The sequence below is a fragment of the Gammaproteobacteria bacterium genome (assembly GCA_029881255.1).
Taxonomy (GTDB): Bacteria; Pseudomonadota; Gammaproteobacteria; order S012-40; family S012-40; genus JAOUMY01.
In genome coordinates this window covers 155233-181300 of the sequence record JAOUMY010000004.1, presented here as the reverse complement: position 1 = coordinate 181300, position 26068 = coordinate 155233, and the positions used below count along the sequence as shown (strand labels likewise).

Below are 26068 nucleotides of genomic sequence, written 5' to 3'. Positions count from 1 at the left end.
TCTGTTTCTGTGAGGTAAGAATGAAACGACTGGCGCTTGCGCTTTTTCTGTTTTCAATTGGGTCTGTGGCCTACGCCGACGAGCCGCTATTGTTAAACCATCGTATCGTCGGTGTTGATTCCATCGGCGGGAAAACTCAGGTTTACGTTGAATTTACCATTCGAAATAACAGTGCTCACAACCTAAGGGAGATACAATTCTTTCCCGAAGGAATAGAGTTTTCAAACAGCAAGTCCAGGTCAACATTCTATATTAGCCACTTACAGGTAAAAGGATTCACCACAATACTTTGGACGGGCATTTCCAACCTGTCCCCCCAGTATTTCCTCCAGGACACTCCGCTGTTCTTCTTTATGGAAGCTATACATCAAAACGACCAACCGTTCCAAACCCCTGTCATCAGCAATAGTGAAGGGGTGTAAAAATGTGTCATCTATTTAGAAAAACAGGGACACTGCTCATATTAAGTATTGCAAGCTCTTCTGCATTTTCAGCAACTACCAGTGCGGTAAGCACGACATTGGCGGGAACACCTGCAACAAACGTTAGCAACTCACCTCGCTCAAACTTTGACGGAAGATACATAGTTTTTGAATCTGTTGCGAATGACATAGTGGGATCATTAAGCAGTTTCCAGCAAATTATTCGTAAAGATTTGAACACAGGCACAAGTACGCTAGTCAGTTCTACAAACGCTGGAAGCATTGCAACCGGATACAATTATCAAGCCGATATTTCAAATTCAGGACAGCGCGTCGTTTTTACATCTTATGCAAAAAATCTTACTTCCGACAACGTAGGTAGCTATACCAGTGTTTTCTTGAAAGACCTGAATACCAATCAAACTATCTGGATAAGTCGACCTGCTGGTGGCGCAAGTCCTGAAGGCTATAGTGATCAACCTGCGATATCGGGAGATGGTAATTGGGTAGCTTTTGTATCTGCCTCTGGAAATATGACTAGTGATTCGGCATATAGTGGCGCAAACGTCTATCTGCATCAGATAAGCACTCAAAAAACTTTTCTAGTCTCAAAGGGAATTAGCGGGCCTGCAAATGGTGAATCGTTAACCCCAGCCATAAGCGCCGATGGCCGATACGTCGCTTTTTCATCCAGAGCAAACAATCTCGTCACAACACCCGACACGAACGATCAATACGATATATTTCTGTATGACCATGTAACAGGTAAAACAGAACTCGTTTCAATAAACAATTATGGACAACTGGGTGACAAAAAGAGTTCATCACCTAGTATAAGTGCAGACGGTCGTTTTGTGGCATTTCACTCATTAGCAGAAAACCTTGACGTAAGTTATAACAGCTCAGGATTCCATATTTTTCTACGCGATAGAAATCAGAACAAAACCCAGCTAATAACCCAAAAAAATGGCACTATAGCCGACAGTTTAAGTTTGAACGCAAGAATTAGTGATAATGGCCGATTCATCAGCTTTATCAGTCGTGCCAGCAATTTAACGACTGACGCCAACTCTGGCTATGATCTATTGGTCTACGACAGGATTACCAAGAACTTCGAAATTCTCACTCGTAATAGTGCTGGTACACAAATCGATAGTACGGTGTCATTTTCCACTGATATTAGCGGTAATGGTCAGATCGGGGTTTTTGCCTCTGGTGCTCCGAATCTAGGCGCAAACAACATTGTCAATGTTTTTGCCCGACTTCGAGACCCAATTCCAAATATTGCACCAGTTGCCATTGCTGGAAATGACTACGCTACCGCTTGTACCGGGGAAATGACCAACCTTACGTTCAACGGATCAGCGTCTTATGATCTGGACGGCTATATTGTCGATCATCGCTGGTCTATAGATGGGCTTAATTATCAGGGTGCATCTGTTAACACTGATTTATCGGTAGGGCAATATAGTGTTGAACTATTAGTGACTGATGATGGAAACGCTACGGCGACAGATCAGATTCAAATAGACATATTTGATAACACGGCACCTTTCATTAGTGCGCAAGATATTGTGCTCGAAGCAAACAGTTCCGCGGGTGCGTTGTATACCTATTCGGCAAGTTCGTCAGACAACTGTGGAGGCTCTACCGTAAGTATCTCTCCAAATCTCAATATTTTCCCACTGGGAACAACCGAATTAACAATCTCAGCAACTGACAGCGCAAGTAATACCAGCACAGCGGTCAAAACCGTGACTGTGCTCGATCGAATTGCTCCAGTTTTTGGTCAACTCAATGAATTAGTATTCGAGGCAAAAGGTACACTTACCAGCGTATCAATACCTACGCCAGTAGTTGATGATTTCTTTCTCGATTATGTTGAAAGTGATGCGGTAGGCAGCTATGCCCTTGGAGACCACGCTATCACTTGGAGGGCACAGGATACTAGTAACAACCAGAGTACTGCTACGCAAACTTTACGTATTGTAGACACAACAGCACCAACGTTGGAACTTGGCTCGGATCTCGTGCTTGAAGCAACGTCTAGAGACGGAACAGCACATATAATTACACCCGTGTCAGTCGCCGATAGTTGCCAATGTGGCCAATTGACACTGAGTTACGCGCCAGCTCTATCTACATATCCGCTTGGTACAACATCAGTAATCGCAACGGTAAGCGACCAAAGTGGGAACACTGCCACGGACAGTATTAAGATAACCGTAGTGGACCGCGTACCGCCCACTTTTGTGGCAACACCGATGGATGTCGTGACTGAAGCCACAGCCAAGGAATCCGTTGTGGACCTTGGTACAGCGCACGCCACGGATATATTTGAAACGACGGTCAGCAATGACGCGCCTATAGCATTTCCGCTGGGTAAAACTCTCGTTACCTGGACAGCTAAAGACAGTAATGGAAATATCGCGACTCATGTGCAAACTGTTACGGTTGTGGACACTAAGCCACCTCAACTTGTCATTCCAGCAAATATCGTCGTTGAAGCTACCGGTATACTGACTACTGTCGAATTGGGCAGTGCTAATGCCGTCGACGTATTTAGTACCACGATATCGAACAATGCACCGGTTTCTTTTCCTATAGGCGAAACGCTGGTGACCTGGCAGGCAGTTGATGCAAATGGAAATAGCATCTCACTCGTACAAAAGGTTACTGTCGTCGACACGACGGCACCACAATTTGACATTATCCAGCACGATGATGTGTTATGGCCTCCTCGACATCGCCTAGTGCACGTTGCCGACGTTACCAATCTCAACGACCTTGTTGATGCTACCCCACACATGGAAATCAATATTACTAGTGAAGATACCCATCGTCATCGACACAAATTCGAAATCGAAGATTGGAAAATTGTTGAATCTAATGGCAAATGGGAAGTTTGGGTACGCGCCGAAAAGCTACGCCATGGCCATGAAAAACGTATTTACACTATCGAAGCCACGGCTACAGACAAATTCGGCAATCAATCCTCTAAGTCAGCTGATATTGTAGTTGAGCATGACAAAAAGCATGAAGGAAAAAAGAAGAATAAGAAAAAACATCATGAAAACGAGCACTCGAAACGAGACCACAGATAAATTCTTGGTCTCCTAATTTTGATTAGTTGAAATACTATAGACGAGCTAAAAACCAGCATTGAGATTTAAAAACAATTTTTTGTAATGTACTTCCTTCTAACTTGAGTGAAGTGTTCGTTTCCTCTATCATGTGGCCGGTATTTCAATCTGTATCCCTTTAATAAAACCGATGTCAAATAAATTCTGGGAAAACAAGTCTCTCGAGTCGTTTACTTCTGAGGAATGGGAGTCGCTTTGCGATCGCTGCGGCAAGTGTTGTACCTTGCGCCTGGAAGATATTGACGATGGAGCACTGTACAGTACGAATATTGTTTGCAAATATTTCGCGTTGGAACATAGTCAATGTCAGTGCTATACCCGACGCTCAGAGCTTGTTCCTGATTGTCTTACATTGACGCCAAAACTCGTGAGAGAAATAAACTGGCTACCTAGTACTTGCGCCTATTTACTCATTCGGGACGGTGTTCCGCTGCCTGACTGGCACCCCCTTATTAGTGGATCACCATTGAGTGTAGAAACCAACGGGCACAGTATCCGCGAAAAAGTAATCTCAGAATACGACGTGCACCCGGATGATATCGAAAACTTTATTCTCGACCAGAACTGGTAACCGCAGAAACAGGCTCAGCACTACTTGACTTGTCAGCCCCCGAATACGCTCGTTCCAAGCGGTAACCATGGTTATATATTCCACTAAGCTTCCAACCGTTTTCCGCGCTCAATTCCAGTTTCTTTCGCAGACGTGATATGTGGATATCCACTGTTCTCGTATTAATCTCTGGATTCCTTCCCCATACGGAATCTAGAATATGTGCTCGGGAAAGAATGCGACCGACGTTTTGGAACATAAACAAGGCCAAATCAAACTCCTTCTGGGTGAGAGGAATAACCTCACCCCTGCAGGAAAATGTGTGCGTGTTGAGATCGAGCTGATAGGGAGAACGGTCTATAACCGTTTCTTCCTGCACTTCCTGCTTCACACGCCGCCCTAACGCCGTCAACCTAGCAAGCATCTCCATCGGCTGAACCGGCTTGACCATATAGTCGTCAGCGCCTTTTTCTAGCGCCTTCACGATATCTTCCTGGGAATCATTCTGGGTAACAAAAAGGACAGGGACTTGCCAACCGATATGCTCACGTATCCATTCTAGGACTTTATCACCGGAGGTATCAGGTAGCATCCAGTCAAGCATAAACAGGTCGTATGTGTCTCGCTTTACCGCCCCCATAAATTCTTGGCCGGTCGTAAACAGGTGGGCATTGTGTCCAGCTGCTTCCATCCAAAGTTGCATCAATTGACCCAGATGTTCATCGTCTTCCAAAACGGCAATTCGCACAGTCTATCCTCTTGACCTCAGTTCATCCTTTGTAACGGCATATCTTATTCCGTCCTAGTCACAATGTTTACACATTTTACAAATGTTTACCTGGTGAGCATAGAATAGAATCTTTTAAATGCAACCCTCCAAACCACCTCAGACAATAATTTATACACCGCCAGAAACTTAGCATATTTTCCAGTAGAAAAAGAACCCTCACTTAACCCTAGACTCAAGAATTGTTGTCGATGAGAAAACATGTTGTGAAACAAAATTACATAACAGTTTTTTGCCTGATTTTTGATCAATATTCATACTACCCCAACGACACTCGATACAAACATCCAATATCCTATTGTTTTACTTATCTATTTAGTTTTCGTATAAAAAAAGCTTGCATTAAATATTAGTGATTTGGTATGGTTTTATCCGCCGAAAGGCAGCATCACGTAAGTAACGAAATTCTAGAGGGGGAATTCCGATGAATAAAGATGATCACATCATGAAGCACGACGGTCTGTATCTGGCTTATCTTGCTGTCGTAGTATTTTTGCTTGGCATGCTTGGCGTGAGCATGGGCGGCTAACAAGTCTTGGTATACCTTTGGAAGGGGGCTAACGCCCTCTTTCATTCTTCCAATCTCTGCTCTTCTATTTATTTCCATTTTAATAACGACATTTCACTCAGTAATTCTTATTAAGAATCTGCTTTTATTTCCCGCTTTAACCCATTTAATTAGTTGGGACTTTTTGGGCCATAAATTCCGCTTTATTTATACATATATATTTTTCATGGCCTTCTCTCTGTTGTTCATGTTTTTTTGCTGCTATGGTTAATGAGTCCCTGATTTTGGACGACATAATTTATGCAGCTTTGAACAGTAAAGGAGAGGTATACCACCATGGCAAAACAAAGAAGCGATATCATGTCTGATGATCCAATCGTAGTTTTATATCTCGTTGTAGTTATAACTGCGCTTACGATGATAGGCATGGCAATGGCCTAAGCCAGTACAAGTTACGTGATGCAAAAAAGCCGGGATCCCTCTCCCGGCTTTTTTCTTGTCAGCTTTACAATTCCCATCTATAAATCCTTTTTGCTTTACTCAGGTAATATAGTCCTACCTAGAAAACAAATCCTCATGGACAAACACGAAAACTCCGAATTATTACTTGATGTTAGACAAAACATTAGTTATGGTATTGAACCGTTGGATCAGACACTATATGTATGGTTCGAGAGGAGGAGAGTGTCGCCGTGTTTGTTTACAAACATAGGTTGAGATTCTCTAAACGCAGACGTCTGGGAGTCAGGCGTTGCACATTACCAGAGGAGGAGTTAACAGTGGGTAATGCAGGTGTTCCTATCATCTTTTTGGCTTTGACACTGTTACTTTTCGTTATACTGCCATTGTCGACAGTTTAACGACCGGAAATAGCTAGCTAGCTAAAACCGAGCGGGCGCATTGATCATTTGATTCATGCGCCCGTTTTTCGTGTCCTACCTATGAAGCGAGTTACAAGCCAGGTTTGTAATAAATAGCGCTTTGATTACTTCCCGCCCCTTGCGTCAAACGCTGTAAAGAACCGTCCTTTGTAGCATCAAAATAGAAAAGATCTTTAATACCACTATTGTTAAATATGCCCAACAACACGTGGGTATGGCCTAAGGTTTCAATAAAATCAAAACTTCTATCCAGGTTCGTATCTTGCGGTAACGCTCCAATTACTTTCATGGCTCCGGTGTTAGCTTCTATCACATGTAGATTTTTCGTGCCGGTATCAATATCATTTTGTACGACAACGAAATACTGTGGATCCAGAAAGAAACGCGCGGGATTCAATTCGTTACTAAAAACCACCCCAACGAGACGATGATGGTTGATAGCCGATGATTGGGTTTCCCTCTCCTCAATACGATAAAGGGTGAAATGTCTATCATTGCTAACGTAGTTGACGTAAAAATAATCCCCATGGGCATACATATCGTAAATGGCATTTGCGTTTTCGGGCCTAACTACCTCTACCGCTACACCACCTGTTTTGACAATTTTCTTCAATCTGAGTCCGTAATACCAAGATGGCGAAACCTCATAACCAAAAATCAGATAATTCTTGGCTACCAGGATCTTTCCAATACCTGCATTCTCAGAATGTAGCTTTGTTACATTACCATCCGTCATATCTAGCGCATACAAATCTGATTGAGTGGCCTGATTTTGATCATCAAAGGCTAGATCGACCGTAAAAAATAGTTGTTCACCATCGGATGTTACAAATCGACCGATGCGTCCGCCTGCTGGCGCTTTAAATGCGGTTTTGCTTCCGACGATAGTGTTAGTAATGGCATCGTATATTAAAATTTGTTCATCCACGTTGAGGATGAAATGTTTCGCATGAGTTCTTGTCAGCAACCGGACACGCGAGCCTACAGTAACGGGACTACCACTCAACACGACTTGTGAGGAAGACGAAAAGTCGATGTCATATCGACTCAGGGCGCCATTCTCGACCACTAGCCATCCACTCAGGCTTCCGCTGGCCGGGTCATGAATTGCGGTAACGATAAAATCTAGACTGTTTGGCAAACTCTTGGGCGTGACGCTATCATTATCGCTGATGTTAACCATAAACCACGCGCCCGATTTCGACGCACAATTGATGCGATCTTCACTAGTGAATACTTTTTTATACACCATTCGCGAATTATCTGGATCTGCATAGTCATTAGCTCTACGGTTATCTTCCAGACATATATTGTATCCATCGTTCTCAGAGGATAGTTGGCGTGCAACAGGTTGAGTCACCTGGTGAACCGGGAGCAAATAGAGCTTCCCCTCATTGGTGTAAACAATTTTATGAGTATGATAGTTGCTGATGCGATAATTTTCGCTACTGTACTGTCCGACTTGAAACCCATTGGGGAACACCCGTATGCTACCATCTGCGCTGGTTTCAACGTCTACTGACTTTTCGATGTTATCCAGACTTCGTGCCTTCAATTCTACCGTCGCAGTATTGTCAGCGCTGAGTCGTCTGGTGATTTTGTATGCTAGGAAATTGCTGGGATTGAGGTTCGGCTCCTCATCAGGCTTATCTACTTTGCCAGGTTGATCATCACAAGCCGATAACAGACTGACGACGACCACCAGACAGCTCATCATGTGCTTTATATTCATTAATAAATCACCCCAAATCCTCGGAACAGGCGTTTGCCGAGCTACTCCGATTTGTACCGAATACTTATATTCTTCGGCTTTCCACATCTACCCACACAAGAACCAGAAGGGTAATCCATTATTATTGTTACTGTATTAACCCCGCCCGCTTACAACACGGGCGGGGATATCTATCAGGACATCTGAACGAGTATATTGTTCAGTCGACTCACGAAACTGGCAGGATCATCAAGTTGTCCGCCCTCAGCAAGCGTGGCTTGTTCAAACAACAATGTCGACCAATTTGCAAAATCTTCCTTATTCGAGACTGAATCCAGTCGCTTGACCAGAGGATGGCTCGGGTTGATTTCGAGTATAGGCTTGGAATCCGGTATGGCCTGCCCCGCTGCCTTGAGCATGCGTTGAAGATTAGCAGCCATCTCGTCCTCATCGACGACCAGACAGGAAGGAGAATCGGTCAGACGGTGCGTCACCCTCACCTCTTTGACCTTATCTTCAAGCGCTTCCTTCATACGTCCAAGCAGGTCTTTAGCTGCTTCAGCCTCTTGTTCGCGCTTTGCCTTTTCTTCCTTATCGCCCAGTTCGTCCAGGTCTAGGTCACCCTTAGAGACGGACTGAAAGGACTTGCCATCGAATTCTGTCAGATGGCTCATCAACCACTCGTCTACACGATCAGACAAGAGCAAAACCTCTATACCGTTCTTGCGAAAGACCTCCAGATGGGGACTATTTTTCGCGGCGGCGAAACTTTCCGCCGTCACGTAGAAAATCTTCTTTTGATCCGGCTTCATACGCGAAATATAGTCTGCAAGCGAAACATTCTGCGTATTGTCATTATTGTGAGTAGATGCAAAACGCAAAAGACCGGCGATCTTTTCTTTATTGGCGTAGTCTTCGCCAGGACCTTCCTTCAGAACATTGCCAAACTGCTGCCAAATCGTGGTGTATTTTTCTGCCTCATTCTTGGCAACGCCTTCGAGCAAACCCAAAACCTTTTTAACAGAACCGGAACGCATCGAATCAATTTGTTTATTCTTCTGCAATATCTCACGTGAGACATTCAACGGCAGATCGTCTGAGTCGACTATACCGCGCACAAAACGTAGATAGTCAGGCATCAAGTGCTCGGCGTCATCCATGATAAATACGCGCTTGACGTACAGCTTCACGCCCTGGCGGCGGTCACGATCCCAAAGATCGAACGGCGCGCGCTTGGGGATATAGAACAACGACACATAGGATTGAGTACCCTCTACACGGCTATGTATATGGGCGATCGGGTCCTCAAAATCATGGGAAATGTGTTTGTAAAATTCATTGTATTCGTCGTCGCTGATGTCTTTCTTGGCGCGTGTCCAGAGAGCGGCGGCCTGATTAACACGTTCCTCACCCGCTTCATCCTCACCTTCCTTCGCCATCATGATAGGAATGGAAATATGATCTGAATACTGTCGAATAATATGACGCAGACGGTAGGATTCGGCGAATTCCTTTTCCTCTTCCTTTAGATGTAATGTGATAGTGGTACCACGTTCCTCGCGCTCGACATTCTCCAGGGTATACTGCCCATCGCCTTTAGATTCCCAACGTACTCCATGCTCAGCGCCCAGCCCACCACGTCGCGTCTCCAGTGTAACGCTGTCAGCGACGATAAATGATGAATAAAAACCAACACCGAACTGGCCTATAAGCTGAGCATCACGCGCTTTGTCTCCAGTAAGCGATTCCATAAACTTCTTGGTACCTGAGCGGGCGATGGTGCCAATATTTTCGATCACCTCTTCGCGACTCATTCCAATCCCATTGTCACGGATAGTGACTGTATTGGCTTCCTTGTCAAAGCTCACGTCAATCCTGAGTTCGCTATCGCTTTCAAATAAGGCATCGTCACCCAGGGCCTCAAAGCGCAGCTTGTCGCAGGCGTCAGAGGCATTTGAGATAAGCTCTCTCAAGAATATTTCTTTATTTGAGTAAAGCGAATGGATCATCAACTGCAGTAGCTGATTGACTTCGGTTTCAAATTGGAGGGTTTCTTTGTTTGTTTCCACGCTAGTCACGCCTATTCCTCTTAATGTTTACAATTACTTAGCCCCGAATGTGGGGACATAAAGCATAAATTCAATACCAAGTAGCGGCATTATAGAAGATATCTACCTTTGCTTCGAGCCACCCGATCGTTCTGACGTTTAATCCACTTTTCATTTTTCCTTCATAGGATAGGGACAATTTTTTCGTGGAAGCTTTGAGGCCAATGACTATGCACGATAGCCAGGTACTAAACCGAATATTTATGCTATCCGAGCGCATGATCGTCTTCGATGGCCTGGACGATGTCTTCGAACATATCGTAAAAACCGCCGTCGCCCTCACCCACGCCGAGGCGGCAACGATACGAATCTTTGATATGGACTCGGGCAACATAGAAATCGTAAAAGGTTTTGGTGTCACCGAAGGCTTTCTATCCCAACCACCCATCCGTATTGGAGAAGGTATTACTGGACGAGTCGTTCAAACCGGCAAACCGTTTTACTCGCCCGAAATTTCCATCGAACCCGCCTGCAAAAATGCCGAGCTGGCGCAATTGGAGGGTATACGTTCGATTATCTGTGTACCTATGAAGACCCGTGAAAGCGCCATTGGCAGCATTTCAGTTTACAGAAAGACCAATGAGCCTTTTGAGCAACACGAAATGCTGATACTTAGCATCTTTGCTGCCGAAGCAGTGCAGGCTGTCGAGAAGGCAAGGCTACTTCAGGAGCTACATAAACAGGCTACCTACGACCCACTCACCGGTCTGTACAATAAACGCGCCTTTATGCAGAAGCTCACGGCCGAGATGGACCGCAGTATTCGCAATAACCAGCCCTTGTCTCTGCTGTTTCTCGATCTTGATCATTTCAAGAAATTTAATGATCAACATGGTCACCTAATGGGAGACAAAATGATTCATGATTTTACTTCCATCCTGAAACAGCATTGCCGCAAGATCGATATCGTTGGACGTTTTGGTGGTGATGAATTTGTCATTTGCGCACCGCAAACTGACTACGAGGGTGCAAAAACTCTGGCGAACAAATTACTCGAAACCGTGAGAGGCCAGCGCTTCCTTAGCAGCAAACTGGATCAATATTTCCAGACGACGAGCAGTATCGGCGTCGCAGTCAGTTACCCCAACGAACCCATGGTAATTGAAGAACTCTTAGAACGCGCTGACAAAGCGCTGTATGAAAGCAAACACAAGGGACGGGATTGTTATTCCATAGCGCCGCAAACACCGGTTTCCAAGGCCATCATCTCTCAGGACTGAGACCCGCACTTTCTTATTTGCAGCCCATCCGATAATATTTGCCTTATATTCGCTCCGAATTTTTCGGAGCCAAACCCTGAGGCAAAGCCATGGCCTATATCAAATTCTTCTCAGAAATCTCAAATAAGGATGTTGCTATCGTTGGCGGCAAGAATGCCTCCCTGGGAGAGATGTATGGTGCTCTCACCCCGTTAGGCATTCGTGTACCTAATGGTTTTGCAACTACGGCAGAAGCCTTTCGCCACTATCTCACCTATAACAACCTGCATAAGCGTATATCCTCGTTACTCTCCGAACTCAAGCCCGACGATGTAGAGTCACTCGCGTCAGTCGGTGCCCAAATACGACATTGGATCACTTTAGGCGATATGCCTGATGATCTTGCAACTGAAATTCGCGACGCCTATCACCGGCTTGAAGAAGAGTATGGCCCTAACCCTGATGTAGCCGTACGCTCCTCTGCTACGGCAGAGGATTTACCAAATGCATCCTTCGCGGGACAACAGGAAACCTATCTGAACATTCGCGGCAGTTTTAATCTGATCAATACCTGCCGACAGGTATTCGCCTCTTTGTTTACCAATCGAGCCATTTCCTACCGTATACACCAGGGATTCAATCATCTCGACATTGCGCTATCTGTCGGGGTACAAAAAATGGTGCGTTCTGACAGCGGTGCATCGGGCGTCATGTTTACTTTGGACACGGAGTCCGGGTTTCGCGACGTCGTATTTATCACGGCAGCCTACGGACTTGGCGAAAATGTCGTCAAAGGTGTTGTCAATCCAGATGAATACTATGTATTTAAACCCACGTTGGAAACCCACCACCGATCAATACTCAAACGCCAATTGGGCGATAAAGCCATCAAGATGGTCTATAGCCGCGACCCGCTTGCCGGGCGTTCCACACGTAACGTCGAGGTCAGCAAGGAAGACCGTGAACGCTTTGCGATAACAGACAATGACGTTTTACAACTCGCTTTATACGGAACCTCTATTGAGAAACATTATTCTGCGCTTGCTGGCCGGGATATGCCTATGGATATCGAATGGGCCAAAGACGGTGAAAGCGGTGAGCTTTTCATTGTACAGGCAAGGCCCGAAACCGTTCAGGCCCAGGCTGACCAAAATCAGTTGAAGATATACCGACTCAAAGAAAAAAGTGATGTGTTGTGCACAGGGAAATCCGTAGGAACCGGTATTGCCAGTGGAAGCGTCCGCGTCATTTTTGATGCGGAAGACATGCACACTTTGCAGCCGGGCGAAATTCTTGTGACTGACATTACGGATCCTGACTGGGAACCAGTAATGAAAAAGGCAGCAGGCATAGTCACCAATCGAGGAGGTAGAACGTGTCACGCGGCTATTGTTGCGCGTGAACTTGGCATACCCGCCGTCGTCGGATGCGGCGATGCAACGCTTAAACTGGAAGACAGTGACGCAGTAACGATATCCTGCGCCGAGGGAGATACCGCATATATCTACGCGGGCATACTCGAATATGAAATTGAACGCCAGGATTTACGTTCTGATCGGCAAACGCGCACCAATATCATGGTCAACCTGGGTAATCCGGAATATGCCTTCGTAACTTCCCGTCTACCGGTCGCTGGTGTTGGTTTGGCGCGCCTGGAATTCATCATAAACAACACCATTCAAATTCATCCCAAAGCGCTACTCGAATACAAATCGTTACCGACTGAATTACAAACACGCGTTGATCACATAACGGCGGGGTACGCAGATAAGGTTTCGTTTTATATCGATCGTTTAATGGAAGGCGTTGGCATGATCGCCGCCGCCTTTTATCCGAAACCCGTTATTGTTCGTTTGAGCGATTTCAAATCCAATGAATATGCCTCAATGATAGGTGGTGAGCTTTTTGAGCCTATCGAAGAAAATCCAATGATAGGTTTGCGTGGTGCAGCGCGTTATCCGTCGAAAGAATTTGCTGACTGTTTCGCCCTGGAATGCGAGGCCTTGCGACGCGTGCGCGATGATATGGGGTTGGACAATGTCGCCCTGATGGTACCTTTTGTACGCACTGTTGAAGAAGGTATAACCGTCCTGGCGCTATTGGCAGAACATGGCCTGCAACGCGGCACAAACGATTTAAAAATTTATTTAATGTGTGAAATCCCCTCAAACGCGCTTTTAGCCGACGAATTTCTACAACATTTCGATGGCTTTTCTATCGGATCTAATGATCTTACACAATTAACTCTCGGTGTCGATCGAGACTCCGGAATTGTTGCAGGTTTTGATGAACGAAATCCGGCTGTACTGAGTCTAATGGAAATGGCGATAAAGGCATGCAAACAACATGAAAAATATGTTGGAATCTGTGGTCAGGCGCCGTCTGATTATCCTGAAATCACCCGCTGGCTGGTAGAGCAGGAAATAGACTCAATTTCACTTAATCCTGACGCAGTTTTGCGCATGCGACAAACTGTCATCGAGGCGGAAAAGTAACAATCACTTCACATTTTCCCCTCCCCCTTACCGCCTGGTATGGCGCTTGTATTCAAACCGCCAGATTCGTGCCGATAAAACACTACACGCCTTCCAACGGACGCATATGGACACACACAAAAAACTACGCAAACCCGTATTACTCATCATAATGGACGGTTTTGGATTAAATCCAGAAACGGAAAACAATGGCATTGCCTTAGCCAACACCCCACACCTAGACGAACTTTTTACCCACTATCCCATGACTCCAATTAAAGCCTGTGGAAACGCCGTCGGGTTGCCCGAAGGACAGATGGGTAATTCGGAAGTTGGACACCTAACCATTGGTAGTGGGTCTATTCAGCGCCAAGACCTGGTTCGTATCGACGATGCGATACGTGATGGCAGTTTTCGACGCAATGCAGCATTACGCACAGCCATGGCCCGTAGCCGGACGAGAGGGCGACCTGTCCATCTAATTGGCCTGTGTTCCGACGGCGGTGTACATAGCCATGTAAATCACCTGAAAGCCTTGATCGATATGTGTGGAGATGAAAATGTAATTCCCTCGCTACATATGATTACCGATGGTCGTGATACCGCGCCAAATAGTGCCATGAAATTCTTAGAACAGATACAACCCAAACTTGAAGCAGTTGGAGGATACGTCAGTACCGTCAGTGGTCGCTTTTTCGCCATGGATAGGGACAAACGCTGGGAACGCACTATCAAGGTGTGGGAAGCAATGATTCATGGTCAGGGTATGCCTGCCTGCGCAGCACAACTGGCAATAGTACAAGCATATGAAATGGGCCAAAGTGACGAATTCATCGTACCTACGGTAATTACCGGCGGCCAATGCATACAGCCGGGTGATGGAGTGATTTTTTTCAATTTCCGCAATGATCGCGCGAGACAATTAACCTATATGTTGGCCGGTAAAGAGTTTCTGCCATTTGACCGAGGTGAATACCAACCGGTAGAACTCACCTGTCTCACTGAATACGATCCGCAACTACCCTTACCCATTGCCTTCACGCCGGAAGCACCTCGTGTCACCCTGGCCGAAACGCTCAGCAACATTGGCGTTGCGCAGCTTCACTGTGCAGAAACCGAAAAATACGCACATGTCACTTTTTTCCTCAACGGTGGCAGAGAACAACCGTATCCACTGGAACAACGCATCATGATAAATTCGCCTGCTGTGGAGACATATGACATGGCGCCGGAAATGAGCGCCGCCGCATTGGCAGATACGGTAATTAACGCCGTTCAGGAAGGCGAATTCGGCTTCATTGTATGTAATTTCGCCAATGGTGATATGGTTGGTCATACTGCCAACCGTAATGCTGTGATCCAGGCAGTGGAAACACTGGATACAGAAGTTTACCGGGTCGTGGAGGTAGCAAAGGAATGTGGTTATAGCGTCGTACTTACCGCCGATCACGGTAATTGCGAATTATTGCTAGATCCAGTGACGGGTCTGCCACATACGCAGCATACGACCTTTCCAGTACCTTGCGTTATCATTGATTCAGATGTACATGAAATCAATCAGGAAGGAGGGTTAAGCCAAATTGCCGCGACTATTCTTGAGTTGATGGGCCTGTCTGTGCCACCGCAAATGAGAAGCAGCCTGCTTTCACATTTCGTATCAGGAAAGATAAACGCCGCTTAAAATACATTTTCGATACGCTGGACACCCGGTGCATGCGCCCTTATTAGCCGTTCTACGACATTTTTCAAATCCAAGGCTGCATTTGGACAACCAACACACGCTCCTTTCAGCCTTACTCTGACGGTTCTGTCATAAATCCCCACTAGTTCAAGATCGCCACCATCCTGTTGCAATATCTTTCTCGCCTCTTCAATCGCCAGACTTACATCTTCGATATGAATTGGTTCATCGCAGTCTTGCACGACGCGCGCTTGTTTGGCCAAGAACTGCATACGATCAATACGCAAGGCCAATGCAGCGTCCAACTGCTCGATCGCGTCCAGTTCCTCATCACTATATACGTGTTCGGAATTGTCACTCAGCAGATGCGCAGCGGGTGACGATTGTTGGGAATTTGACATATTCTAAAAATCTCATTTAGCTAATAATCGGGAGAACCCTTCCCCATGAACGCCGAACAATGGCACAATAACTGAGAAAGCAAGTATTCGCATGTATGGTGTCTATAAGCCAATCACTACAATTAAGTTTTATTTAACGCCATTACACTATAAACATCTGAAAAATAAAGACCGCCTTACACAAAGTCAAGGCAGCATGGGGACAGGAAATAAGGGGTAATATCTTGTACGTAAGAGTCACGTTATTTTCGCTCGCTCTTTTTTCGCTAGCCAGTTGTGGGGGTGGTCAACCGCCAACTGGACCGGTGGGAGACACAACTGTTAAATGTGACACCCTGCAGGAAATTGAAGCCCCAAAAAATAATATTACCAGCCCTGTCATTCTAAGCTCAGGTTGTTATCGAATACGCAACCATTTATATGTCGCTGCCGGCGGTTCGTTAAATATTGCCCCCAATACCGTAATTAAATTCGATGCTGACGCCGCACTTACTTTGAATGGTGGTGACTTATTTGCCAGTGGTGAACCGAACAATCCCATCAAATTTACTGGGATGATTGATCAGGCGGGTTACTGGCAAGGTATACGTTTCCATCACCAGGGTACTGGAAGTAGCTTTATTCGTAATGCCATAATCCAGTACGCTGGTGGAAAGCCATTTGATGCACCTGCTGGCGTTTCCACCTCAGTTGTGGTTTCAGGTCCGGCAGACATGGAAGACATGCAGGTTCAGCCCTTTGTATCGCTGAGCAATAATCGGATTGAGTACAGCGGCGGTCTCGGCGTATACATCGGAAAGCACAGTTTTATAACCGAATTTCGGAATAACCTGATTCATGAAGGGCGTGATGCGCCACTGTCAGTCGATGCCGCAAAACTCAACCTTGTTGAAACATCTAATCAAATGAAGAACAACTTCTATGATTATATTGTGGTCACAGGTGATAAGTTGGGCGATCCTGATATACGAGTCACGTCGCAATTTGCCTACTGGCCCAAACACCAGGGCACTTCCTATTTTGTGAATGAGCTGATTAAAGTATATACAAACTTAACGATAGAACCTGGTGTAACCGTGCGCTTTGATGATGGCGCGGGATTAGCTGTCTTAGGAGAACGGGCATCTTTTAGCGCGCGCGGAAATAAAAACCAACCTATCGTATTAACATCAGCCACCAGCACCCCTGGCGGATGGCGAGGTGTAACGATTGATGGCAGTTCTTCAGAGTCCAATCAACTTGACTATGTACGGCTCGAATATGGTGGGAAACAGATCCTAAATTCGTATAAAGAAGTCGTAAATACCACAGGTTTACACGTTCTTGGCTCCAATGTTGACAGTATAACCATGCTAAAAGTTTCTAATTCAGAGTTTAGTTTTTCAGATGGCTACGGAATTATTTTAGAAAGCAAAGGTAATTTGCTCAATTTTGAAAATAACCGAATTTTCGGCAACGCAAAAGGGGCTATGATTTTACCGCTTTCCAAAGCAAACACGGTATCGCTCACGTCAAATCTTGAAGGAAATGGCAATGACCACATACTGATTACGCCCAGTGTTTTGCAATCAGACCAGACATTAGATCATTGGACTGCAGCTAACATCAGGTATCGATCTATGAGCGATATTAGAATTGAAGGTCGAGCTACAATTGATGCGGGCGTAACTATTGAGATTGCGCCAAGGAAATTGTTTCTCGTTCGTGGTCAAAGCTCACAACTTCAAGCGAAAGGCTCATCAAATAATCCGATTACCTTTACACGAATAGAAAACTACGGTGACGGAATATCTTTTCCGCAAGCTTGGTCTGGTATTAGATTTCGCAATTCTGATGACCGAAAAAATTTGTTGGACAATGTCGTTGTGAAATACGGTGGTGAAATGTCTGACTACATAGGAATCCAATCTGTGAACAATGCGGCAAATATCACTGTAGAACCTGAGCGCTCAAACAGCACGGTTCAATCCTATGTAAAAATTCAAAATAGTGAAATAACTGATAGCATAGGTTACGGTATCTGGGTATCAGAAAACTCCGAAGCCGTCATTGACCAGAATACGACACGTGTTCTCGGTAATGCGCTAAATCCCATCTGCCACTATCCCTGTAATTAGAAATAGAGACTAGTTTACAGTAACGACGCTACCAGCTTGGGAGGCCGACCAATTACGGCTTGCTTGCCGTCTTTAATAACGATGGGCCTTTCAATAACCCTGGGATATACGACCATTTTTTCCAGAATGACCTCATCACTCAAGCTCATATCATCCAGACCCGCTTCTTTATATTCATCTTCTCCTGTCCGCAACAATGCGCGAGGCTTGATACCCAGGAGTGAAACAATGTGTCGCAGCTCTTCCACTGTTGGCGGGGCCACTAAATATTCGATTATTGTTGGCTCGACTTCTTTATCACGTAGCAATTGCAAAGTTTCACGCGATTTGCTGCAACGCGGATTATGATAGATAGTAAATGACATACGTCTTCCTAAACTCAATAAAAACATGTACGTATTTTGGCAAAAAAAAAGCCCCTTAAAAAGGGGCGTTCTGAGGAGTATAACAGAGAAACGTAGTGCGAAAATCGTAATTAACCAATAATAGAGGCGTAACTGGCTACATAGAACATCGTTACACCGATAATGACAGTACCTACAAGAACTTTCATCTCAACTGCTCCAAACCGAATACTATTAAACTGTGTCCATGATCTTTCGATCGCTATCTCGTGAGTGACGTCCCTGCTCAACCCATGTGTTCAAATTCGTTCAGCGACTATGTAAACTTTCGTCACAAATCGTCAGACCTTTAGTCCCAATTTTGGGAAGCCTTCGGGAGACCGTCCTTGGCACCTCCCATTCCTCGAAAGTCCGGGGAATAACGCCTCTAAAAACTTCAATCCTTGAATAATGAATTGTCAAAGGCCTTCGCATCACCGATTCCTAATGATGCTAGTTTATTTATTACAAAAACCAGACCAACTTTATTATTTCCTATTAATACAAGCAGATACATGGATCACAACAAAGATAGACTGAATCACTACAGGTAAAAAGGCTTGAGATGTCGTGGCGAAGATACATGTCGCACATGCTCTACGCCACGACTCTATTAGACTAGCGCTACTTGCGGCTTTTGAGATGGTTCTGTTTTTTCTGTTTCTTGAACAGTACGAGAACGTGCTAGCTTGAACTCCGCAGGATTCAGATGATGTCTATGTAAAAGCTTATAAAACTCGGTGCGATTGCGATTGGCTAAACGCGCCGCTTGACTGACGTTGCCACTGGTCAACTGCAAAAGTTTCAACAGATAATCATGCTCAAACCGCCTCTTGGCCTCAGTAAGAGGCATAATCTCGCCTGACTTTCCACGTAAAGCCTTCAGCACCAGCCTTGCCGGAATGATAGGCGTTGTACACAGCGCAAAACTTTGTTCAACCACATTCTTTAATTGGCGAATATTTCCCGGCCAGGGAGCCGTCATGAGCATTTCCATTGCCTCAGGTGCGAAAGCCTTTACCTTCTTCTTCTGACGTTTTACCAAATCTTCGAGAAAGTGATTGGCCAATAACGGAATATCCTGCCTTCTGTCGGTTAACCGCGGTAATTCCAGGTTGACCACGTTCAAACGGTAATATAAATCCTCGCGAAAATTCCCCAGGTTCATTTCTTTGTCAATATCACAGTGTGTTGCCGAAATAATACGGACATCCACATCGACACTCTTAGTCGAACCAACCGGCCTTACCTGACGCTCCTGTAGAACCCTTAGTAGTTTGACTTGTAAGGTCAAAGGCATATCACCGATTTCGTCCAGAAAAATTGAGCCTTTGTGAGCTGCCTGAAAAAGTCCTTCATAACTGCTGGCCGCCCCGGTAAATGCACCTTTAGTGTGACCAAATAGTTCAGACTCCAGCAAATGTTCTGGTATTGCTGCGCAATTTACAGCAATAAACGGGTGATCCCGTCGTGAGCTGGCCTTGTGTATTGCCTTGGCCAACAATTCCTTACCCGTACCGCTCTCGCCATGTATAAAGACACTGGCGTCCCCTTTTGCCACTAAGGCTGCCTGACTCAGCAGTTCCTCCATAACAGGGCTACGGGAGATGACTTCAGAACGCCATTCACTGGGGTTGTCTTCGTAATCGTCATCGGCGTGGGTATTTGAACTGATACTCAGGGCTTTTTCGATTTGAGTCAGTAGCTGTTTGCTATCGAAAGGTTTGGTTAAATAGCTAAACACGCCTTGCTTGGTCGCTTCGATGGCATCGGGTATGGTTCCGTGTGCGGTGAGTATAATTACCGGCAAAGCAGAATTTACCTTATGGATGGCGTTGAACAGCGCCATTCCGTCCATACCTTCCATGCGCAGATCGGTAATCACCACAGCGGGACGCTTCAACGACACCTGAACCAGGGCCTGTTCACCACTTTCTGCAGCAACGACATCGTATCCCGATGCCTCTAAACGCATGGACAGTAGGCGTAAAATATCCTCTTCATCGTCCACAATTAAAATCGTCTTGTTTTTCAAGCGATTATCTTCCATCATGTATAGTACCTACTTCTCGTTCGTGAATATTTTTGTCGATAGATTTCAACGCATTCAACTGTTCTTTAATCGTTTCCAGCTCAGACTCACGCTTCTCCAGCCGCTTTTCCAATCTACCGATTCTCTCAGCCGCATGTACGCGATGTAAGGTGATCTGCCCCAGAAGCTCAACCAACGCGATATAGCCGTCTCCCGGCTTTACGCTTTTGGACTTCTGTAGTGATTTGACAACAGAACGGGCTTCGGCCAAATCTTCGGTTCTCCCGGATAAAATGAGAATAAGCACATATTCGATACCCTTATCCAGGGTCTCATGCTCCCGAAACTGTTCTTTGGCCAGTTCCCTGTGTTGCTTAATTTCCTTACTCGGCGCTTTATACAAGCCTTCGTAAAGCGCTAGTAACTCCTGCGCAGTCATTGCTTCACTGCCTAATGCGATATCCTCTTGTTCCTTCTGTTCCGGGATATCCAGTTCCTTGCTGGTGGAGTCACGTTGGGCCCCGTCCTTGACCCAGTTTAACGCGCTACAACTACTCAGCAAGAAACAAACCACAATCAATGCACCAACTACACGGCCCATGCTAACTCCTCTTCTTCCACCTTCATTGGCAACACCACTCTGAAATGCGCGCCGTGGCCTTCTTCACCTACCACCTCTATTGAACCATTGTGGTTTTCCACAAATTCTCTAACTATGGAAAGCCCCAGGCCGCTACCGCGAATCAGCCCCTTACCAGCGCTATCTCCTCTATAAAAGGCCTCAAAGACCTTTTCTCGTTCTTCTGCCTTGATGCCTGGACCGGTGTCCCTTACGTCCAGTATCAAATTATTCCCCCTGGACCCCATTTCCAGATTGATGGCTCCACCGTCCGGAGTGTATTTGATTGCGTTTGACAATAAATTATCCAGAACGGCTCGCAATTGTTCTTCGTCACCATGAATAGAAACCTCGCTACAACGAGTTTCCAGCTTTAACTGTTTGGTCATGACGACAGCTTTATGATCCGCCACCACGGTTTCTACCAGTTTTGCCATATGCACTTCAGACGAACCCGAGGTCAGTGACGCCTGACCTGGTAGGTTAAAATTCAGAAGCTTCTCAATCATTTTCTGAAGATTGACGCTACTTTTCTTCAGTATCCCGGTGACTTCCTGCTGATGGTTGGTCAGTGGGCCAATGACGCCTTCTGACAACAGTTCTGCGCTTTCTCGAATTGAAGTGAGTGGGGTTTTAAGCTCGTGAGAAACGTAATGCAGAAATTTGACCTTTTTTTCTTCCAAATATTTGAGACGCAGACGCAACCACTCGAGTCGCTCACCTAAATATTCAATATCTCTCGGGCCCTTTACTGCAATTTCGGTATCGAACTCCCCTGCCCCCAGGCGTCTTATCGCAGCATCTATCTGGCGAACCGGACGAGACAATAAGATAACGAACACTATGATAAATATTACCGCGCCGGGAACAACGGCCAATAGTTCCCAATAAATAATTCGTCTGGCCTGCTCTGACATATCATGCATGATGGCCATTTCGCTATCGATCAAAAGATTACTGTCGCGTAATAGAATCTGAGCTAACTCAGTCAAGGCAATTGAGTCATTATCATCAAATTGCTCCCGCTCATCGCCCATAAATCGGTCGTATAGACGCCTTTCCATATCGTTCAACATATTGAGCCGCTGTTTCAATGAGTCATCAAGAAATAAAGGCGTCAATTTTACTGACGTTTCTGCATAAACTTGATGCCGTTCAGCGTAAAGGTTTAACAGTTGTTTATCTTTCAACACCAGATATTGACGCGTATAGCGCTCCATCGTCGAAACCTGTTCCACCAGGCTGCGGCTCATCTGAGTCGCCTGTACTGCCCGGTACACTGCCTCCTGACTTTGATTAGTCAGCCGGTCAACATAAAAGGCGCCGGTAACCAATGCCACTATCAGTGGAAGTGCTACCAATGAAAAACCGGCGATGATGAGTTCGAAGAAGGATCTGGGATGTGAAAAATGGCGATGCTTTCGATCCATAGTCTCATTCCCCAAAGGGTTTGTTTTAAATCCAAGTCGTGAAATTACCCCGAAACCACGTGTGGCACGGTTAGCATGTTTCGTGTTCAACCTGTTTTTCCTACGCAGCCTATTGGCCTGCCGTACGGCTAGCATGCCATTGATTATTATCTGATGACTCGGAATTGCCGTGTCAACTATTTGACCCGCACTTCCCAGTACGAAGAAAACGGGAACTTATTGTAACAAAATTATTGATTTTACATCTGATTAATAACTTGGCGACCGGGGGTAACATATGTCTCGAATAGCGACATTTTTTGTTTTTATGTATGGGCTGTTGATAGGGGCTTGTCAGAGTGAATCTGCGCTCGACGCCTCCCCACCAAGAGAAAAAATTGTCATCAGCGGGTCGAGTACGCTTGCGCCGATGATATCGGTGATGGCAAAGACGTTTGAACAAGATCATCCAAATTTTCGCATTGATGTACAAACCGGCGGATCATCACGAGGAATTAACGATGTTCAATTGAAACTAGCAGATATTGGCATGGTTTCTCGGCATCTGGAAGATACTGATACATACCGCGCCCATACCATTGCGCAAGATGGCGTCACCATGATTGTTCACAAAAACAATCCTCTGACCTCATTAAACAAGAACACCATAATAGCAATTTATCAAAAACAGATTCTCGATTGGTCCGGCCTGACTACATTCAGTGGTGATATTACTGTCATCAGCAAAGCTGAAGGACGATCTACACTGGAAGTGTTCTTACACTACCTTGGACTTAAAAACAGCGAATTGCGACCTGATTCTATCATTGGAGACAATGAGCAGGCGGTTAAGCTCGTCGTAAATAATCCCAATGCCATCGCCTATGTTTCCAGCAGTACTGCTGAGTCACATATCAAAAACGGAAGCCCGATTAAAACCATACAGATTGATGGTGTCATTCCCAGTACCGAAAATGTTGCCAATGGCAAATTTCCAATAGTTAGAAAACTCAATCTTATCGCCTCTCCCTCACCGTCGACCGCAGTAAAACAATTCTTAGAGTTTTGTAGTAGTGTGCAAGGTAAACGTCTGATTGAGGAATTTCATTTTGTACCATCTGTCTGACAAGTTTTTTCGCCTATCGCAATTACTAGGTGGACTAATTGCTACTACGATAATCGCAATCATTGTCATAGTCCTTTTGATCGAGGCTTGGCCAAGCGTTGCACACTATGGCCTTTTTCATTTTTTCACTGCCAGCGGGTGGTTTCCGCTTGAAGCGGAGTACAACCTGGCGCCTATGTTGACGGGCACATTGGTGATTACTCTTGGCGCTATGTTCATCGCCATTCCACTAAGTCTTGCCTCTTCTATTTTTGTTGTATTTTACATTCATGGCGTATATCAACACCTGGTTACGCGTCTACTTGAGTTATTAAGCGGAATTCCGTCCGTGGTGTTTGGCCTTTGGGGAATGATATTCGTCGTTCCAGCACTACTAAAAATCAAATCCCCCGGCACTAGTCTCGCGGCCGGCAGTATTGTTCTAGCAACAATGCTAATTCCCGGTCTGGTACTGATGTGTATGATGGCGTTCCGCCAAACACTGGAACATTTCTATTTAGCCGGTAGATCCCTTGGTTTAACGAAAATGCAGACAGTGATTCAAGTTTTAATCCCATCTTCACTACCATCGTTAAGTTCAGCGATGTTCTTGCAAACGGCAAGAGCAATCGGAGAAACCATGGCAGTACTCATGGTCTGCGGTAATATAATTCAATATCCAACAAGCCTTTTCGATCCAGTTCGTACGTTGAGCACCAATGCGGCCTTGGAAATGGCCTATGCCACAGGTGATCATCGCTCTGCTTTGTTCACCAGCGGTCTGTTACTATTAGGGCTAGTCGCAATACTGTTGAAGACCTCCAGGCAACGATCAATCCCTGAAAATATTGCTTGCTTCAGGAGCAGAACCCGTGAATCCCTCTGAGAAAGTCATTCTTGGCACATGCATTTTTTCTATCACTTTGCTCGCATTACTCTATGGCCAAATAGTTTGGGAAATCACCATTAACGGCCTGCCCAGGCTTTCATGGAATTGGTTTACACAAGCGCCAGCAAACGCTGGTTTACAAGGTGGCATTTCTTCTATATTAATTTCGACCATGCTCATTATTTGTGTCAGTTTGATAACCGCGACACCTGTCGCGTTGGCCATTGCCATTAATCTCAGTGAAATACCAGCCACTCACTCCCGAGGCATATCTTTTCTACGCGCTTCACTCGACTTGTTGGCTAGCATTCCTTCGATTGTCTATGGTTTGTTTGGATATGCTTTTTTCGTCATCCTCTGCAAACTGGGGTTTAGCTTACTTTCCGGCGGATTAACTTTGGCGTGTATGATTCTGCCCTTGTTAGCGCGTCTTTTCGAAGATCGCTTGAAAGAAATTCCCATAGCTCATTTCCAAAGTGCGCGAGCTTGCGGTATGCATCAATGGCAAATCTATTTTTTTGTTTTGTTGCCATCTATATCCCGCGGATTGATTGGCAGTATTATTTTGGCCCTGTCCCGGGCCTTATCAGAGACAGCGGCCTTGGTATATACCGCAGGATACGTCGATCGCATGCCATCAACTCTTAGCGACTCGGGGCGCAGTTTGTCGGTACACATACTGGATTTATCTATGAACGTACCGGGTGGTAATCAAAACAGTTATGCATCAGCGTTAACACTTCTACTACTTTTACTTTTTATAAATAGTAGTGCCCTGTGGATGGGAAATCAAAAATCTAATCAGGAACGCATAAAAGTATGAAACCAGACCTTAATACGAATATCTCTACGACTGATTTGACGGAAACACTGTCCAAACCCACTATTCTCGAATGTGAAAATCTCAGCACCAAGTTCCATCAGCAATATGCATTTAAAGATATCTCGCTATCTTTTGATTTCAACAAAATTCACGCCATCGTTGGCCCATCAGGATGTGGAAAAACCAGTTTTCTCATGTCTATCAATCGAATCAACCAACATCTACATGGCTGTTCATCTGAAGGAAAAATAAATTATAAAGGAAAAAATATATTAACTTTGGACGCCGATTTGACGATGTTACGAAGACAGATAGGCTTCGTGTTCCAAACGCCGCAACCTTTCCCTTTTTCTATAGAAAAAAACTTCACTATTCCTTTGAAAGCCCATGGCATACGTAACCGACAGGAAATAGCCGATCGAATAGAGCATTTTCTGAAACTCACCGGGTTATGGAACGAAGTAAAATCTCGGCTGCATCTGCCCGCGCTAGCGCTTTCTGGCGGACAGCAACAGCGACTGCTAATAGCGAGAACACTGGCACTTGAACCAGAGCTGGTCCTATTGGATGAGCCCTGTAGTGCGCTCGATCCGATATCAACACGTAAAATTGAGGATTTATTAATCGATCAGCGCAGTCGTCACACCTTCATTGTCGTCACGCACAATCTTTCCCAAGCCAAACGCATAGCTGATACAACTACGGTTTTCTGGCAAGATCACGATCATGGCATTGTGCTGGAACATAACAGCAGCCAACATATTTTCTCTTCATCTGCACTTCCGCTAACACGTCGATATATACAAAGCGCAAATTGACATCATTT

At 45.3% G+C, this 26068-nt stretch carries 18 protein-coding genes and 1 pseudogene; 11 read left to right on the top strand and 8 right to left on the bottom strand.

The features are described from left to right. Positions 1 to 20 precede the first annotated feature (20 nt). From OEZ43_10290 to OEZ43_10280, 3 genes are all read left to right on the top strand, one after another. Positions 21 to 422 (top strand): hypothetical protein, encoded by a 402-nt coding sequence (locus OEZ43_10290; protein ID MDH5545973.1) that lies wholly within the window; start codon positions 21 to 23, stop codon positions 420 to 422. Between the two features lie 2 nt (positions 423 to 424). Beyond that, on the top strand, positions 425 to 3526 hold the full coding sequence (locus tag OEZ43_10285) for an HYR domain-containing protein (protein ID MDH5545972.1): 3102 nt from the start codon (positions 425 to 427) through the stop codon (positions 3524 to 3526). Positions 3527 to 3695: 169 nt separating this feature from the next. Next, entirely contained in the window at positions 3696 to 4136 is a 441-nt protein-coding gene (locus tag OEZ43_10280; GenBank protein MDH5545971.1) for a YcgN family cysteine cluster protein, read from the top strand. Here the strand turns inward: OEZ43_10280 and OEZ43_10275 are convergent. The 3 genes from OEZ43_10275 to htpG all read right to left on the bottom strand — a co-directional run bounded on the left by OEZ43_10275 (position 4114) and on the right by htpG (position 10071). Beyond that, on the bottom strand, positions 4114 to 4863 hold the full coding sequence (locus tag OEZ43_10275; GenBank protein ID MDH5545970.1) for a response regulator transcription factor: 750 nt from the start codon (positions 4861 to 4863) through the stop codon (positions 4114 to 4116). The two genes, OEZ43_10280 and OEZ43_10275, sit on opposite strands and share 23 nt — an antisense overlap. Positions 4864 to 6361: 1498 nt before the next feature. Next, positions 6362 to 8023, bottom strand: a complete 1662-nt coding sequence (locus tag OEZ43_10270) for a hypothetical protein (GenBank protein ID MDH5545969.1) — start codon at positions 8021 to 8023, stop codon at positions 6362 to 6364. Positions 8024 to 8196: 173 nt separating this feature from the next. Further along, positions 8197 to 10071, bottom strand: coding sequence for a molecular chaperone HtpG (htpG, locus tag OEZ43_10265; GenBank protein MDH5545968.1), 1875 nt, complete (start codon positions 10069 to 10071; stop codon positions 8197 to 8199). Positions 10072 to 10274: 203 nt separating this feature from the next. Between htpG and OEZ43_10260 the strand changes: the two genes are divergently transcribed. The 3 genes from OEZ43_10260 (at position 10275) to gpmI (ending at position 15464) form a co-directional block, all read left to right on the top strand. Then, on the top strand, positions 10275 to 11330 hold the full coding sequence (locus tag OEZ43_10260; GenBank protein ID MDH5545967.1) for a sensor domain-containing diguanylate cyclase: 1056 nt from the start codon (positions 10275 to 10277) through the stop codon (positions 11328 to 11330). Positions 11331 to 11419: 89 nt separating this feature from the next. After that, positions 11420 to 13804 carry a phosphoenolpyruvate synthase gene (gene ppsA / locus OEZ43_10255; protein ID MDH5545966.1) on the top strand — a complete coding sequence of 795 codons (2385 nt, stop codon included), beginning with the start codon at positions 11420 to 11422 and terminating at the stop codon, positions 13802 to 13804. Between the two features lie 106 nt (positions 13805 to 13910). Beyond that, positions 13911 to 15464, top strand: a complete 1554-nt coding sequence (gene gpmI / locus OEZ43_10250) for a 2,3-bisphosphoglycerate-independent phosphoglycerate mutase (protein MDH5545965.1) — start codon at positions 13911 to 13913, stop codon at positions 15462 to 15464. On the opposite strand, the pseudogene OEZ43_10245 reads toward gpmI, so the two are convergent. Then, positions 15461 to 15835, bottom strand: a pseudogene (locus OEZ43_10245) (NifU family protein). The gene gpmI and the pseudogene OEZ43_10245 sit on opposite strands and share 4 nt — an antisense overlap. A 254-nt stretch (positions 15836 to 16089) precedes the next feature. On the opposite strand from OEZ43_10245, the gene OEZ43_10240 reads away from it, so the two are divergent. After that, positions 16090 to 17982 carry a hypothetical protein gene (locus tag OEZ43_10240; protein ID MDH5545964.1) on the top strand — a complete coding sequence of 631 codons (1893 nt, stop codon included), beginning with the start codon at positions 16090 to 16092 and terminating at the stop codon, positions 17980 to 17982. Between the two features lie 14 nt (positions 17983 to 17996). Here OEZ43_10240 and arsC read toward each other — a convergent pair whose 3' ends face one another. From arsC to OEZ43_10220, 4 genes are all read right to left on the bottom strand, one after another. Next, a complete protein-coding gene (gene arsC, locus OEZ43_10235) occupies positions 17997 to 18347 on the bottom strand; it encodes an arsenate reductase (glutaredoxin) (protein ID MDH5545963.1) in 351 nt (116 codons plus the stop codon). A gap of 631 nt (positions 18348 to 18978) precedes the next feature. Beyond that, on the bottom strand, positions 18979 to 20415 hold the full coding sequence (locus OEZ43_10230) for a sigma 54-interacting transcriptional regulator (GenBank protein MDH5545962.1): 1437 nt from the start codon (positions 20413 to 20415) through the stop codon (positions 18979 to 18981). Further along, a complete protein-coding gene (locus tag OEZ43_10225) occupies positions 20405 to 20998 on the bottom strand; it encodes a hypothetical protein (GenBank protein ID MDH5545961.1) in 594 nt (197 codons plus the stop codon). Before OEZ43_10225 ends, OEZ43_10230 begins: the two co-directional genes overlap by 11 nt. Beyond that, entirely contained in the window at positions 20986 to 22446 is a 1461-nt protein-coding gene (locus tag OEZ43_10220; GenBank protein MDH5545960.1) for an ATP-binding protein, read from the bottom strand. Before OEZ43_10220 ends, OEZ43_10225 begins: the two co-directional genes overlap by 13 nt. 277 nt (positions 22447 to 22723) lie before the next feature. On the opposite strand from OEZ43_10220, the gene OEZ43_10215 reads away from it, so the two are divergent. Genes OEZ43_10215 through OEZ43_10200 form a run of 4 tightly spaced genes read left to right on the top strand, consistent with a single transcriptional unit; the run spans position 22724 to position 26060 of the window. After that, positions 22724 to 23551, top strand: coding sequence for a phosphate ABC transporter substrate-binding protein (locus OEZ43_10215; protein ID MDH5545959.1), 828 nt, complete (start codon positions 22724 to 22726; stop codon positions 23549 to 23551). Then, positions 23535 to 24416 carry an ABC transporter permease subunit gene (locus OEZ43_10210; GenBank protein MDH5545958.1) on the top strand — a complete coding sequence of 294 codons (882 nt, stop codon included), beginning with the start codon at positions 23535 to 23537 and terminating at the stop codon, positions 24414 to 24416. The genes OEZ43_10215 and OEZ43_10210 overlap by 17 nt, the downstream gene beginning before the upstream one ends. Next, a complete protein-coding gene (pstA, locus tag OEZ43_10205; protein MDH5545957.1) occupies positions 24403 to 25242 on the top strand; it encodes a phosphate ABC transporter permease PstA in 840 nt (279 codons plus the stop codon). The genes OEZ43_10210 and pstA overlap by 14 nt, the downstream gene beginning before the upstream one ends. Further along, complete coding sequence (locus tag OEZ43_10200) at positions 25239 to 26060, top strand: ATP-binding cassette domain-containing protein (GenBank protein ID MDH5545956.1); 822 nt, start codon at positions 25239 to 25241, stop codon at positions 26058 to 26060. The genes pstA and OEZ43_10200 overlap by 4 nt, the downstream gene beginning before the upstream one ends. Positions 26061 to 26068: the final 8 nt, after the last annotated feature.

Coding starts and splice junctions, on each gene's coding strand:
- OEZ43_10290 (MDH5545973.1), top strand. CDS start 21: ATGAAACGACTGGCGCTTGCGCTTTTTCTGTTTTCAATTGGGTCTGTG.
- OEZ43_10285 (MDH5545972.1), top strand. CDS start 425: ATGTGTCATCTATTTAGAAAAACAGGGACACTGCTCATATTAAGTATT.
- OEZ43_10280 (MDH5545971.1), top strand. CDS start 3,696: ATGTCAAATAAATTCTGGGAAAACAAGTCTCTCGAGTCGTTTACTTCT.
- OEZ43_10270 (MDH5545969.1), bottom strand. CDS start 8,023: ATGAATATAAAGCACATGATGAGCTGTCTGGTGGTCGTCGTCAGTCTG.
- OEZ43_10260 (MDH5545967.1), top strand. CDS start 10,275: ATGACTATGCACGATAGCCAGGTACTAAACCGAATATTTATGCTATCC.
- ppsA (MDH5545966.1), top strand. CDS start 11,420: ATGGCCTATATCAAATTCTTCTCAGAAATCTCAAATAAGGATGTTGCT.
- gpmI (MDH5545965.1), top strand. CDS start 13,911: ATGGACACACACAAAAAACTACGCAAACCCGTATTACTCATCATAATG.
- arsC (MDH5545963.1), bottom strand. CDS start 18,347: ATGTCATTTACTATCTATCATAATCCGCGTTGCAGCAAATCGCGTGAA.
- OEZ43_10230 (MDH5545962.1), bottom strand. CDS start 20,415: ATGGAAGATAATCGCTTGAAAAACAAGACGATTTTAATTGTGGACGAT.
- OEZ43_10225 (MDH5545961.1), bottom strand. CDS start 20,998: ATGGGCCGTGTAGTTGGTGCATTGATTGTGGTTTGTTTCTTGCTGAGT.
- OEZ43_10220 (MDH5545960.1), bottom strand. CDS start 22,446: ATGGATCGAAAGCATCGCCATTTTTCACATCCCAGATCCTTCTTCGAA.
- OEZ43_10215 (MDH5545959.1), top strand. CDS start 22,724: ATGTCTCGAATAGCGACATTTTTTGTTTTTATGTATGGGCTGTTGATA.
- OEZ43_10200 (MDH5545956.1), top strand. CDS start 25,239: ATGAAACCAGACCTTAATACGAATATCTCTACGACTGATTTGACGGAA.